Annotated in this window: 8 protein-coding genes; 4 read left to right on the top strand and 4 right to left on the bottom strand. The window is 59.1% G+C overall.

What is annotated here, in order from left to right; translation table 11 throughout:
- Positions 1–19: 19 nt before the first annotated feature.
- Positions 20–940: a hypothetical protein gene (locus ACTHND_RS05675; RefSeq protein WP_440176626.1), complete on the bottom strand. Its 921-nt coding sequence runs from the start codon at positions 938–940 to the stop codon at positions 20–22.
- 92 nt (positions 941–1,032) lie between these two features.
- Entirely contained in the window at positions 1,033–2,007 is a 975-nt protein-coding gene (ftrA, locus tag ACTHND_RS05670) for a transcriptional regulator FtrA (RefSeq protein ID WP_440176624.1), read from the bottom strand.
- A gap of 400 nt (positions 2,008–2,407) precedes the next feature.
- Here ftrA and rplJ point away from each other — a divergent pair, with 400 nt between their 5' ends.
- The 4 genes from rplJ to rpoC all read left to right on the top strand — a co-directional run bounded on the left by rplJ (position 2,408) and on the right by rpoC (position 12,155).
- Positions 2,408–2,920 (top strand): 50S ribosomal protein L10, encoded by a 513-nt coding sequence (rplJ, locus tag ACTHND_RS05665; RefSeq protein ID WP_090642699.1) that lies wholly within the window; start codon positions 2,408–2,410, stop codon positions 2,918–2,920.
- Between the two features lie 51 nt (positions 2,921–2,971).
- Positions 2,972–3,361 (top strand): 50S ribosomal protein L7/L12, encoded by a 390-nt coding sequence (rplL, locus tag ACTHND_RS05660; RefSeq protein ID WP_440176621.1) that lies wholly within the window; start codon positions 2,972–2,974, stop codon positions 3,359–3,361.
- A gap of 423 nt (positions 3,362–3,784) precedes the next feature.
- Positions 3,785–7,858 (top strand): DNA-directed RNA polymerase subunit beta, encoded by a 4,074-nt coding sequence (rpoB, locus tag ACTHND_RS05655; RefSeq protein WP_440176619.1) that lies wholly within the window; start codon positions 3,785–3,787, stop codon positions 7,856–7,858.
- A 106-nt stretch (positions 7,859–7,964) separates the two neighbouring features.
- Positions 7,965–12,155, top strand: a complete 4,191-nt coding sequence (rpoC, locus tag ACTHND_RS05650) for a DNA-directed RNA polymerase subunit beta' (RefSeq protein ID WP_440176617.1) — start codon at positions 7,965–7,967, stop codon at positions 12,153–12,155.
- A 93-nt stretch (positions 12,156–12,248) separates the two neighbouring features.
- On the opposite strand, the gene ACTHND_RS05645 is transcribed toward rpoC, so the two are convergent.
- Positions 12,249–12,704, bottom strand: a complete 456-nt coding sequence (locus ACTHND_RS05645) for a hypothetical protein (protein WP_440176615.1) — start codon at positions 12,702–12,704, stop codon at positions 12,249–12,251.
- 137 nt (positions 12,705–12,841) lie between these two features.
- Positions 12,842–14,032: an NAD(P)/FAD-dependent oxidoreductase gene (locus ACTHND_RS05640; protein ID WP_440176613.1), complete on the bottom strand. Its 1,191-nt coding sequence runs from the start codon at positions 14,030–14,032 to the stop codon at positions 12,842–12,844.
- Positions 14,033–14,118: the final 86 nt, after the last annotated feature.

Raw genomic sequence — 14,118 nt, 5'->3', positions numbered from 1 at the left:
TTCCCCTTTTATATTGTCTTCAGGAGGCGAGGCGCTCTGCCTCGGCGTCCGGATCGGGCAGGACGCCCAGTTCAATCAGGTCCGGTTCGCCGGCGGTCTTGATAATGTCGTAGATAACCTGCTTCTCTTCGGCGCTGAAATAGGCGTCGCCCCGGCCGCCGACGCCCTTGTTGAAACGCACGGCCTCCTTGTCCTGCATGGCCAGTTGCAAGGCCGCCTGCGCCTGTTCGCGGCTGTAGGTGTGGGCGGGGTCGACATGCTGGATGATGGCCATAAGCAGGTCGACCGGACGCTCCACGAGATCTTCGTAACGCATCCACAGGGGCGGACGCGCGCCCTTTTCGATGCAGGCTTTTGAATAACGCAGCCAGCTACCATAATGACGCGCGTACCACAGCGGCGCGAAATGAACCAGGCCATGCCGGCGTTCTTCGGGTGTCATTTCCGAAAACGGCTTGCCGTTCTCGGTCAGGAAATCCCAGTCGGGATAGCCGCCGGTCGCCAGGTTCTTCTCCTGGTGGTTGGCCCAGGAAACGAGCGTGTCGAAAATATTGCGCGTGGCAATCAGGACCGGGATATCGAAGGCTTCGACGATCTCCGTGGTGGCCTGTGTGGCCACCGTGTGCAGGTGCATGACGGCCGCGCGCGGCGTGGTGTCGGTCAGGACGTGCTGGTTGAAGATCAGCGGAAAATAGGGTTCGCGGTTGGGGCCGACGGCGACATAGGAACCGCGCGACAGGTGCGCCTGATAGTGGAAGCTGAGCAGATGGATCAGCGCCACGCGCATATATGTGCCGCCGACTTTCAGCGGATAGGCCAGAATGGTCTGGATGTTTTTGGTTTTCGTGGCGGTGATCATACCGCGCATTTCAGCCGTGATCTCGCCGGTATGGACCGGCATGGTACTCATGATTTTGTAAATGGCTTCATATGCGGACATGACGTCTCCTGAACTCGCGGCGTACTCGCTGATGAAACGCATCAGACGCGATTCGGAGTTAGAATTTCATTAACCACGTTGGTGGCGCCGGCTCATGCGGACATTCGTCCGAACGTTTGCCGGTAGGCGGTGGGGGTGGTGCCCATCTGTTCGCGGAAGTGGTGGCGCAGATTGGTCGGTGTGCCGAAGCCAGTATGTTCGGCAATGCGCTCAATGCTGATGTCGCTGGTCTCCAGATGATCGCGGGCTTCGCACAGCCTTACGTTCAGCAGCCATTTGGCCGGTGTCATGCCCGTTGCTTCGCTGAAGCGGCGTAGAAAGGTGCGTTCGCTCATGCCGGCACGCCGGGCCAGGTCCGGGATGCGATGCTCCTGATGGAGGTGCTTGCGCATATGATCGAGTAGGGGGCCGAGGCGATCGCTTTCATAGCTGACCGGCACGCTTCGCTCGATAAATTGCGCCTGGCCGCCATCCCGGTGCGGCGGCACGACCAGGCGGCGCGCCACGGTATTGGCAGAGGCCGGACCGAAATCACGACGGATCAGATGCAGGCACAGGTCGATACCGGCGGCACTACCGGCCGAGGTCAGGATCTGGCCCTCGTCGACATAAAGCACATCGGGCACGATTTCGATCTCCGGATAGGCGGCCTTGACGTGATCGGTATATTTCCAGTGCGTGGTGGCGCGTTTGCCGGCCAGCAGGCCGCTGGCGGCAAGGACATAGACGCCGGAACAGATGGTCAGGATACGGGCGCCGCGTCTGTGGGATGTGAGCAGGATCTTGGTCAGTTCAACCGGAACGGGGCGGTCGATCGGCCAGCCCGGAATGATGACTGTGCCGGCATCCGCGAAAATCTCCAATCCGGTATCAGCTATTACATGCAGACCGGCCGTAGTGCGCACAGGGCTGCCTTCGAGACTTGCGATTTGAAAGCTGTACCAGTTCGGGCCCATTTCCGGACGGTCCAGGCCAAACAGCTCTACCGCAATACTGAACTCGAATAGCGGCATTCCGTCAAAGGCGAGGAGGGCGACTTTACGATTAAAGGGCTGTGGTTTTGGCATGATTTATACGACAGTGGGAATTTGCGCCATATTCAAGCCGTCCGGTATCATCCGAGAAAACACGATCCGACCTCTTGATTTATCAACGCTTTGCCTGTAATGAGCGCGCCTCGGCCTGGAGAACCTATGTTCTTCGTGTCGTTCTGTCAGAGACCTTCGGGGATCAGGGGCCGCCTGATCCATAATATCCGGGAGCCCCCGGATGCCGAAATTAGACGGGACGCGAAACGCCATCAAAGTTTACCTGTCTTTCCTTAAATGTGAAAGGTCCGGTGCCTTTGGGTGATCAGCATCTCATCTCGACAGCGATCGTAACGTTTCCGGCTTCTGGAAGCGCCAAAATCATTTGTTAGTTTTGAACGGATTGTCCGTTTGAAGCATCACCCCATGGAGGCCAGCAATGGACCGCGCAAAAAAGGCCGAGTCGATCGAAGAGCTCAAGAGCGTCTTCGCCGAATCCGGCTCCGTGGTTGTTACCCAGTATTCGGGTATGACCTTTGTGGAAATGTCTGAACTTCGCAACCGTCTTCGTAAAGAAGGCGCGGTGCTGAAGGTGTTTAAGAACCGTCTGGCTCAAAAGGCTCTGAACGGCTCGGTCGGCGAAAAGGGCGATGCCCTCTTCAAGGGCCCGGTCGCTCTGGTCTATTCGGCCGATCCGGTTACCGCTGCGAAAATCTCTTCCCAGTACGCCAAGGAAAATGACAAGCTCAAGATCATTGGCGGCATCATGGGGACGGACGTTCTCAACGAAGCAGGCGTCAAGGCCTTGGCCACCCTGCCTTCGCTGGACGAACTGCGCGGCAAGCTCATCGGCCTCCTGCAAGCCCCGGCGACCAAGATCGCTGGTGTTCTGCAGGCCCCGGCCGGCGCTGTGGCCCGCGTTATTGCGGCCCACGCCGAGAAAGCGGCTTAAGCAACCTCATTCATTATCACATCAACACATCTCATCTTTTAAGGAAATCACATGTCTAAGTTGGAAAAGCTGGTCGAAGACCTGTCCGCCCTGTCCGTCCTGGAAGCCGCTGAGCTCTCCAAGCTGCTCGAAGAAAAGTGGGGCGTCTCCGCTGCCGCTCCGGTCGCCGTTGCCGCTGCCGCTCCGGCCGCCGGTGGCGCTGCCGCTGCTGATGCTGGCGAAGAGCAAACCGAGTTCACCGTTGTCATCGTTGACGGCGGCGACAAGAAGATCAACGTGATCAAGGAAATCCGCGGCATCCGCGCCGATCTCGGCCTGAAGGAAGCCAAGGACCTCGTTGAAGGTGCTCCGGCGACCGTCAAGGAAAACGTCTCGAAGCAGGAAGCTGCCGACATCAAGAAGAAGCTGGAAGACGCCGGCGCCAAGGTCGAAGTTAAGTAATTTCGCCTTCAGAAAATCTTCTGAAAAATTCAGGCCCGGTCGCTCGCGTCCGGGCCTGTTTTGTTATTCGCATTGGCGCCTCCATGACCATTCAAAAAATGGTCTTGACAAATTTGAAAAATATTAAATTCACCCTCTTTACGAACGGGGATAAGTGAGCTATGTGACGCTCCCCCTCAAGGCGTATTGCGTCTGATTCCGGGGCCCGAATGCCGGCCTTATGCTCTTTCTGCCGGCGAAGGGATTGATCCCTGAGGATCAAATATACAGCGTCTTTGGTGTCAAAGCCAAAAAAGAGCAGGCGCAAGGCAAATCTTTCGGCCCGGAAGCGGCCAAAACCCTAACCTTCGCGCGCAGTTCCACTGCATAAATTCGATCTCATAAGCGTTTTATACGCCCACCTAACCTGTGTCAGGAAAAACGATGGCCTTATCGTTCACCCAGAAGAAGCGGATTCGCAAGTCTTTCGGCCGTATCCCCGAAGCTATCCGTATGCCCAACCTCATCGAGGTGCAGCGCTCGTCCTATGAGCAGTTCCTGCAGCGCGATGTCCGTCCGGCCAACCGTATCGATGACGGCCTGGAAGCGGTGTTCAAGTCCGTCTTCCCGGTGAAGGATTTCAACGAGCGCGCCACGCTGGAATATGTGTCGTATGAGTTCGAAGAGCCCAAGTATGATGTTGAGGAGTGCATTCAGCGCGATATCACCTCTGCCGCGCCGGTGAAGGTCAAGCTGCGCCTGATCGTCTTTGAAATGGACGAGGAAACCGGCGCCCGTTCGGTGAAGGACATCAAGGAGCAGGACGTCTATATGGGCGATATCCCGCTCATGACCGACAAGGGCACCTTCGTCGTCAACGGCACCGAGCGCGTCATCGTCTCGCAGATGCACCGCTCGCCGGGTGTCTTCTTCGACCATGACAAGGGCAAGACGCACTCTTCGGGCAAGCTCCTCTTCGGTGCCCGCGTTATTCCGTATCGCGGTTCGTGGCTCGATTTCGAGTTCGACGCCAAGGACATCGTCTATGTCCGTATCGACCGCCGCCGCAAGCTGCCGGCGACCTCCTTCCTCTACGCCCTGGGCATGGACGGCGAAGAAATCCTGACCACCTTCTATGACGTGGTGCCTTACGAGAAGCGCGAAGCCGGCTGGGTCACGCCGTATAAGTTCGAGCGCTGGCGCGGTGTGAAGCCGGAATTCGACCTGATCGACGCCGACAGCGGCGAAGTGGTCGCGCCGGCCGGCACCAAGATTTCCGCCCGTACCGCCAAGAAGCTGGGCGATACCGTCAAGTCTCTGCTGCTCAGCCAGGACGCCCTGGTCGGCCGTTACCTGGCGCGTGACGCCGTCAATTTCACGACCGGTGAAATCTACGCCGAAGCCGGTGACGAGCTCGACGCTGCTGCCGTAAGCGTCCTGGAAGAGCAAGGCTTCACGACTGTAGACGTGCTTGATATCGACCACGTCACCGTTGGGCCGTACATGCGCTCCACCCTGCGCGTCGACAAGAACTCAAGCCGCGAAGACGCGCTGTTCGACATCTATCGTGTCATGCGTCCGGGCGAGCCGCCCACGATCGAAGCCGCCGAAGCGATGTTCAACTCGCTGTTCTTCGAGCTGGAGCGCTATGACCTGTCTAGTGTTGGCCGTGTGAAGATGAACATGCGTCTGGAGCAGGAAGTCGCTGACTCGGAGCGTGTGCTGCGGAAGGACGACATCCTGAAGATCCTCAAGATCCTCGTTGGCCTGCGTGATGGCCGCGGTGAAATCGATGACATCGACAACCTCGGTAACCGTCGTGTCCGTTCGGTCGGCGAACTGCTGGAAAACCAGTATCGCGTCGGTTTGCTGCGCATGGAACGCGCCATCAAGGAACGTATGTCGTCGGTCGATATCGACACCGTCATGCCGCATGACCTGATTAACGCCAAGCCGGCCGCGGCTGCTGTGCGTGAATTCTTCGGCTCGTCGCAGTTGTCGCAGTTCATGGACCAGACCAACCCGCTGTCGGAAATCACCCACAAGCGTCGTCTGTCAGCCCTGGGGCCAGGCGGTCTGACGCGTGAGCGCGCCGGCTTTGAAGTCCGCGACGTTCACCCGACCCACTATGGCCGTATCTGCCCGATTGAAACGCCGGAAGGCCCGAACATCGGCCTGATCAACTCCCTGGCCACCCATGCGCGCGTCAACAAGTACGGCTTCATCGAAAGCCCATACCGTAAGGTGATCGACGGCAAGGCTCAGGAAGAGGTCGTCTATATGTCGGCCATGGAAGAGTCGAAGCACGTCATCGCTCAGGCCAACATCAACATGAAGAACGGCGAGATTGCCGATGATCTGGTCCAGGGCCGCGTCAACGGTGAGCCGGGTCTGCAACAGGCTACGACCGTCGATTATATGGACGTGTCGCCGAAGCAGGTCGTCTCGGTCGCCGCCGCGCTCATTCCGTTCCTTGAAAACGACGACGCCAACCGCGCGCTGATGGGCTCGAACATGCAGCGTCAGGCCGTGCCGCTCGTCAAGGCCGATGCGCCGTTCGTCGGCACAGGCATGGAAGAAGTCGTGGCCCGCGATTCCGGCGCCACCGTGGCGGCCCGCCGCACCGGTGTGGTCGAGCAGATCGACGGCACGCGTATCGTTATCCGCGCCACCGAGGAACAGGATCCGAACAAGCCGGGCGTCGATATCTATCGCCTGTCGAAGTTCCAGCGCTCCAACCAGAACACCTGTATCAACCAGCGCCCGCTGGTCCGTGTCGGTGACAAGGTTTCGGCCGGTGACATCATCGCTGATGGTCCGTCGACTGACCTGGGTGACCTGGCCCTCGGCCGTAACGTTCGCGTGGCCTTCATGCCGTGGAACGGCTACAACTTCGAAGACTCGATCCTGATCTCCGAGCGCATCGTGCGTGATGACATCTTCACCTCTATCCACCTGGAAGAGTTCGAGGTCATGGCCCGCGATACGAAGCTTGGGCCGGAAGAAATCACCCGCGACATCCCGAACGTCGGTGAAGAAGCCCTGCGCAATCTCGACGAAGCGGGCATTGTCTCCATCGGTGCCGAAGTCCAGCCGGGCGATATCCTGGTCGGCAAGGTGACCCCGAAGGGCGAAAGCCCGATGACGCCGGAAGAAAAGCTCCTGCGCGCCATCTTCGGTGAAAAGGCCTCCGACGTCCGCGACACCTCCCTGCGCCTGCCGCCGGGTGTTGCCGGTACGATCGTCGAAGTTCGCGTCTTCAACCGTCACGGCGTTGAAAAGGACGAACGCGCCCAGGCCATCGAGCGCGCCGAAATCGAACGTCTCGGCAAGGACCGCGACGACGAACTGTCGATCCTGGAACGCAATATCTATGGCCGTCTCAAGGAACTGCTGCTCGGCAAGATCGCCGTGTCGGGTCCGAAGGGCATGGGCCGCGGTGAAGTGACCGAGGAAAAGCTGGCCGAGGTCTCGAAGGGCCTGTGGTGGCAAGTGGCGCTCGAAGACGAGAAGGTCATGTCGGAGCAGGAAGCCATGAAGCGCCAGTTCGAGGATGCCCGCAAGCGTCTCGACCGCCGCTTAGAGGACAAGGTCGAGAAGCTGCAGCGCGGTGACGAACTGCCGCCGGGCGTCATGAAGATGGTCAAGGTGTTCGTGGCGGTGAAGCGCAAGCTGCAGCCGGGCGACAAGATGGCCGGCCGTCACGGCAACAAGGGGGTTATCTCCAAGATTCTCCCGGTCGAAGACATGCCGTTCCTGGCTGATGGCGAGCACGTTGATATCGTTCTGAACCCGCTGGGCGTGCCTTCGCGCATGAACGTCGGCCAGATCTTTGAAACCCACCTCGGCTGGGCCTGTCACAATATTGGCCTGCAAATCGCAGCCCTGCTGGAAGACTGGCAGAACGGTGGCCAGAAGCAGGCCCTGATCGATCACCTGCGGGGCGTCTATGGTCCGGATCAGGAACTCCCCGAGTCGGAAGAGGAACTGATCGATCTGGCGAAGAACCTGTCGCGCGGCGTGCCGATTGCGACCCCGGTCTTCGACGGCGCCCACATCAACGATATCGAGGACATGCTCGAATTCGCCGGTCTCGATCGTTCCGGCCAGTCGATCCTGTACGATGGCCAGACGGGCGAGCGCTTCAAGCGCCCGGTCACTGTCGGCATCATCTACATGCTGAAGCTGCACCACCTGGTTGACGACAAGATCCACGCCCGCTCCATCGGGCCATACTCGCTCGTTACCCAGCAGCCGCTGGGCGGCAAGGCGCAGTTCGGTGGGCAGCGCTTCGGGGAAATGGAAGTCTGGGCTCTGGAAGCCTATGGCGCCGCCTACACCCTGCAGGAAATGCTCACCGTCAAGTCGGACGACGTGGCGGGCCGCACCAAGGTTTACGAGGCCATCGTCCGTGGCGACGACAGCTTCGAAGCCGGTATCCCGGAAAGCTTCAACGTTCTGATCAAGGAAATGCGTTCGCTTGGTCTGAATGTCGAGCTTGAGAATGGACAAGGGTAAGTAATCAAGGCGAGGGGGCCAAGGAACGTAACTTGGCCCCTTCGACCCCATAACTTAGCCGCATTAAAATTTCTTTCGGGCGTCAGCCCAAAATTGGAGTACTGGCATGAACCAGGAAGTCCTGAATATCTTTAACCCGGTCCAGGTCGCCCCGACCTTCGACCAGATCCGCATCACGCTCGCTTCGCCGGAAAAGATTCTGTCGTGGTCGTTCGGCGAGATCAAGAAGCCGGAAACCATCAACTACCGCACGTTCAAGCCAGAACGTGACGGCCTGTTCTGCGCCCGTATCTTTGGCCCGACCAAGGATTACGAATGCCTGTGCGGCAAGTACAAGCGCATGAAGTACAAGGGCATCATCTGCGAAAAGTGCGGTGTCGAAGTCACCCTGAGCCGCGTCCGCCGTGAGCGCATGGGCCATATCGAACTGGCCTCGCCGGTCGCCCACATCTGGTTCCTGAAGTCGCTGCCGTCGCGTATCGCCATGATCCTCGACATGGCGTTGAAGGACGTGGAACGCGTTCTGTACTTTGAAAACTACATCGTCACCGAGCCTGGCCTGACATCTCTGAAGCTCCACCAGCTCCTCAGCGAAGACGAATATTATCGCTGCCAGGAAGAATTCGGTGATGACAGCTTCACCGCTGAAATCGGCGCCGAGGCCGTCCGCAACATGCTGATGGCGATGAATCTCAATGAAATCGCCGACAAGCTGCGCGCCGACCTGGTTGACCAGACCTCGGAAATGAAGGCCAAGAAGTATTCGAAGCGCCTCAAGCTCATCGAATCCTTCATGGAATCCGGCAACCGTCCGGAATGGATGATCCTGACCGTCGTGCCGGTCATCCCGCCGGAACTGCGCCCGCTGGTGCCGCTCGATGGTGGCCGCTTCGCCACCTCCGACCTCAACGACCTCTATCGCCGCGTCATCAACCGGAACAATCGTCTGAAGCGCCTGATGGAACTGCGCGCCCCCGACATCATCATCCGCAACGAAAAGCGTATGTTGCAGGAATCGGTCGACGCCCTGTTCGACAACGGCCGCCGCGGCCGCGTCATCACCGGCGCCAACAAGCGTCCGCTGAAGTCGCTGGCCGACATGCTGAAGGGCAAGCAGGGCCGCTTCCGCCAGAACCTGCTCGGCAAGCGCGTCGACTATTCCGGCCGTTCGGTCATCACCGTCGGTCCGGAACTGAAGCTGCACGAGTGCGGCATTCCGAAGAAGATGGCGCTGGAACTGTTCAAGCCGTTCATCTATGCCCGCCTCGATGCCAAGGGCCTTTCCGGCACCGTGAAGCAATCGAAGCGCATGGTCGAGCGTGAGCAGCCGCAGGTGTGGGATATCCTCGAAGAGGTCATCCGCGAGCACCCGGTCATGCTCAACCGCGCCCCGACGCTCCACCGTCTCGGCATCCAGGCATTCGAGCCCAAGCTGATCGAAGGCAAGGCCATCCAGCTTCACCCGCTCGTCTGTTCGGCCTTCAACGCCGACTTCGACGGTGACCAGATGGCCGTCCACGTCCCGCTCTCGCTGGAAGCCCAGCTTGAAGCCCGCGTGCTGATGATGTCGACCAACAACATCCTGTCGCCCGCCAACGGTCGACCGATCATCGTGCCGTCGCAGGATATCGTGCTCGGCCTCTATTACCTGTCGCTCGTCAAGGACGGCGAAAAGGGTGAGGGCATGATCTTCGGTGACCTGAACGAAATCCAGCAGGCGCTGGATAACGGTTCGGTCTCGATGGCCGCCAAGATCAAGTGCCGTTTCACCCAGAAGGACGAAGACGGCGTCATCCGTACCAAGGTTGTCGATACGACGCCGGGCCGCATGAAGATCGCTGCCCTGCTGCCGTACAACGAAAACATTGGCCTCAAGGTGCTCGACAAGACCTTGACCAAGAAGGAAATCGGCAACCTGATCGACATCGTCTACCGCCATTGCGGCCAGAAGGCGACCGTGATCTTCGCCGACCAGATGATGGCCCTGGGCTTCAAGGAAGCGGCCCGCGCCGGTATCTCCTTCGGCAAGGACGACATCGTTATCCCGGATACCAAGAAGGGCATTGTCGATGAAACCCGCCACTTGGTCGAGGAATACGAGCAGCAATACGCCGATGGCCTGATCACCAAGGGTGAGAAGTACAACAAGGTCGTTGATGCCTGGTCCAAGGCGACCGATCGCGTTTCCGACGAAATGATGAAGGAAATCAGCCGCAAGCACCTGGACGCTGATGGTCGTGAAAAAGAGATCAACTCGATCTACATGATGGCCAACTCCGGCGCCCGTGGCTCTCAGGCCCAGATGAAGCAACTCGGCGGTATGCGCGGCCTGATGGCCAAGCCCTCCGGCGAGATCATCGAAACGCCGATCATCTCGAACTTCAAGGAAGGTCTGTCGGTTCTGGAATACTTCAACTCGACGCACGGCGCCCGTAAGGGGCTCGCGGATACCGCGCTGAAGACCGCCAACTCGGGTTACCTGACGCGCCGTCTCGTTGATGTCGCCCAGGACTGCATCATCATGGAAACCGATTGCGGCACCACCAAGGGCATCACCATGAAGGCGGTGGTCGAAGGCGGTGATGTTCTGGTCTCGCTCGGACAGCGTGTTCTCGGCCGTACCACGGCTGAAGACATCAAGGACGTGGCGACCCAGGAAGTCGTGGTCGAGGCCGATACCTATATCGACGAAGACGTGGTCGACGTGATCGAAGCCTCCGGCGTACAAGCCGTCAAGGTCCGTTCGGTCCTGACCTGTGAAGCCGAGCTCGGCACCTGTGCCGCCTGCTATGGCCGTGATCTGGCCCGCGGCACCCGCGTCAACATGGGTGAAGCGGTCGGCGTCATCGCCGCCCAGTCGATCGGTGAACCCGGCACCCAGCTCACCATGCGTACCTTCCACATTGGCGGTACCGCCTCGGTTGCCGAACAGTCGTTCTACGAAACGACCTCGGACGGTGTGATCAAGCTGTCGGCCGCCCCGACCGTCAAGGGCTCCCATGGCGACCTGATCTCCATGTCGCGTAACCTGATCATCACGGTTCACCATGATGGCAAGGACCGCGAAACCTACAAGGTGCCCTATGGTTCGCGTCTGCGCGTCACCGAAGGCGCCACGGTCAAGAAGGGACAGCGCCTGGTCGAGTGGGATCCGTACACCACTCCGATCATCACCGAAGTTGGCGGCAAGATCCGCTTCGAAGACCTCAATGACGGCCAGACTGTCCGCGAGGAAACCGACGAAGCGACCGGCATCTCGAACCGCGTGGTTGTCGACTATCGCGCCACCACCAAGGGTGCGGAAGTTCGTCCCGGCATGGGCATTACTGACGAGGCCGGCGCCTACAAGAAATTGGCTAATGGCGGGGATTCCCGTTACCAGCTTCCGGTCGGGGCTATTCTCTCGGTCGGTAACGGCGATGAGGTCAAGCCGGGCGATATCCTCGCCCGTATCCCGACCGAAGGCGCCAAGACCCGCGACATCACCGGTGGTCTGCCCCGCGTCGCCGAACTCTTCGAAGCCCGTCGTCCGAAAGACTGCGCCGTCATCGCCGAAATGGATGGCCGCGTCGAATTCGGCCGCGACTACAAGAACAAGCGCCGTATCAAGATCACGCCGGAAGGCGAAGGCGAGGCCGTCGAATTCCTGATCCCGAAGGGTAAGCATATCTCCGTCCATGACGGCGACTATATCCAGAAGGGCGACTACATCATCGACGGCAACCCCGATCCGCACGATCTGCTGCGCATTCAGGGCGTCGAGGCACTGGCTGAGTATCTGGTCAACGAAGTGCAGGAAGTCTACCGTCTGCAAGGCGTGCCGATCAACGACAAGCACATCGAAGTCATCGTGCGCCAGATGTTGCAGAAGGTCGAAATCCTTGAACCGGGCGATACCGGCCTGATTAAGGGCGACCATCTCGACAAGGCGGAAGTCGACCTTGAAAACGCCAAGGCTGAAAAGCGTGGCGGCCGTGCGGCCCTCACGCAGCCGATCCTGCTCGGCATCACCAAGGCAAGCTTGCAAACCAAGTCGTTCATCTCGGCGGCTTCGTTCCAGGAAACGACCCGCGTCCTTACCGAAGCTTCGGTTCAGGGCAAGATCGATACCCTGGACGGCCTGAAGGAAAACGTCATTGTGGGCCGTCTGATCCCGGCCGGTACCGGCGCTTACCTGCGCCAGCTCCAGCGCGTGGCCATGAAGCGCGACGAGCAATTGTCGCATCAGCGCGAAGAGGCCATGGAGCCTCTGCCCGCCGAAGTGCTGCTGGAAGGTCCTGTCGACGCCGGCGAATAAGGGGGCAAGCCCCCTTAACCCGGAATCGGGCCTGTGGCTTCCGCAGGCGACTAAAGAAAAAGCCCCTGAGCCGTGCGGTTCAGGGGCTTTTTCTTATTTGGTGAAGGTGATGGTCCGCCAGTTGTTTATTTCGACAAACTTCCGGTATTTTTCATAGCCGGCCACCGCCGCTTCGCCTTTTTCCTTGCTGAAGACGGCATAGATTTCTTTCTCGATCGCCTGGTCGCGTGCCTGGTCGGGTTCCATGGCCGCTGCATTGACATAATGCGTGGCGATGATGACATTCGGCGCGCCGGCATTATACCCGTCCTTGACCATGAAGATGTAGTTGTCGATCAGACCGTGTTTTTTCATGATTTCCAGGGCGGGCACCTGGGAGGCTTTCAGGCCGACCAGATAATCATCGACATGGTTGGGATCGACCTCGACGACGGTCTCGCTCCAGATGCCTGTATCGGGCGTGTAGTCCTTGTACATATCAGCGGATGCCGCCGTTGCAGAGACGAGCAGTAGGGCGGCGCTAATGGCCGGCAAATACTTGATAAACATGGGATAGCCCCTTCAGTAGGGCGCAAAGGCACACATGCGCGGTGAATGTATGGAAGCATACTGACGCAAACGTACTTACCTCTAATAACATGGTTCTTTGTGGCGCGCTATCAGCGGTTTCAGCGCCTTCGGCAGGTTCATGCCACCTGTCCGGCTGCCCAGCCGGATGACCAGGCCCACTGGAAGTTATACCCGCCAAGCCAGCCGGTGACATCGACGCATTCGCCGATAAAATACAGGCCGGGGCAAAGCTGGCTCTCCATGGTTTGTGAGGAGAGGGCGCGGGTGTCGATGCCGCCCAGGGTGACTTCGGCCGTACGGTAGCCTTCAGTGCCGTCTGGAATAAAGGTCCAGCGATTGACGGCATCTGCCAGGGTTTGCAGAGCGGCATTGCTGAGGTCTGCCATGCGGGGTTCCGGCGGAAGGTCGTGCCACTCCAGGAGGCGATCGGACAAGCGTCGCGGCAGGATGTCTGCCGCAACATTGCCAAGCGTCTGTTTCGGGCGATCCTTGCGCCGCTCCAGAAGATAGTCGAGGACATTCATGCCTGGCAGCAGGTCGATCTCGATGGCCTCGCCGGGCTTCCAGTAACTGGAAATTTGCAGGACCGCCGGCCCGGAAAGGCCCCGATGAGTGAACAGAAAACCATCGGTAAAGCTGGCCTTGCCGCAGGTGACCCTGGCCGTAAGCGATACGCCGGAAAGCCCTTCAATCGCCACCAGCTTGTCGCCGCCCAGCGTAAAAGGCACCAGGCCGGCGCGGGTTTCGGTAATATCGTGGCCGAACTGCCGGGCAATATCATAGGCAAAGCCGGTGGCACCCATCTTGGGAATGGACAGGCCGCCCGTGGCGATCACCAGCTTGTCAGCCATCAGGACGCCGTTCGACGTATCGATTTCGAACCCATCTCCAGTCTTCAGCACGCCTTCAACCGATATGCCGAGATAGAGTTCGCCACCGGCCTCCGCCAGATCATCCAGCAACATATCGATAATATCGCTGGCCGAGGTTTCGCAGAAAAGCTGGCCTTCAGTTTTTTCAAAATAAGGAATGCCGCGTTTGACGACGCGATCGAGAAAATCCCAGGACGTAAAACGCTTGAGAGCCGAGATGCAGAAGTGTGGATTTTGCGACAGGAAATTCTTCGGCGTGGCCTGCAGATGGGTGAAATTGCACCTGCCGCCGCCGGAAATACGGATCTTTTCGGCCGGCTTTTTGGCATGATCGATCACGGCCACGCGTCGTCCGCGCCGGGCGGCTTCTATACCGCACATCAGGCCGGCGGCGCCTGCGCCTACAATCACCACATCGAATTTTGCTGCTGTCACTTTTTTCTCATAACTTGACTTAAGGTCTGGCTTGCCGGGATCGAAACTTAACCTTAAGGTCACCCGGCTTTCAGCAGATAAAGGAG

This window comes from Asticcacaulis sp. (assembly GCF_051954415.1).
GTDB lineage: Bacteria > Pseudomonadota > Alphaproteobacteria > Caulobacterales > Caulobacteraceae > Asticcacaulis.
Note: the sequence above shows the minus strand (reverse complement) of the source record. Positions and strands in the feature narration are given on the sequence as shown.

What these genes read in the sequence shown, in the direction of transcription:
- rplL (WP_440176621.1), top strand. Translation starts at nt 2,972, where the DNA reads ATGTCTAAGTTGGAAAAGCTGGTCGAAGACCTGTCCGCCCTGTCCGTC.
- rpoB (WP_440176619.1), top strand. Translation starts at nt 3,785, where the DNA reads ATGGCCTTATCGTTCACCCAGAAGAAGCGGATTCGCAAGTCTTTCGGC.
- rplJ (WP_090642699.1), top strand. Translation starts at nt 2,408, where the DNA reads ATGGACCGCGCAAAAAAGGCCGAGTCGATCGAAGAGCTCAAGAGCGTC.
- ACTHND_RS05675 (WP_440176626.1), bottom strand. Translation starts at nt 940, where the DNA reads ATGTCCGCATATGAAGCCATTTACAAAATCATGAGTACCATGCCGGTC.
- rpoC (WP_440176617.1), top strand. Translation starts at nt 7,965, where the DNA reads ATGAACCAGGAAGTCCTGAATATCTTTAACCCGGTCCAGGTCGCCCCG.
- ftrA (WP_440176624.1), bottom strand. Translation starts at nt 2,007, where the DNA reads ATGCCAAAACCACAGCCCTTTAATCGTAAAGTCGCCCTCCTCGCCTTT.
- ACTHND_RS05645 (WP_440176615.1), bottom strand. Translation starts at nt 12,704, where the DNA reads ATGTTTATCAAGTATTTGCCGGCCATTAGCGCCGCCCTACTGCTCGTC.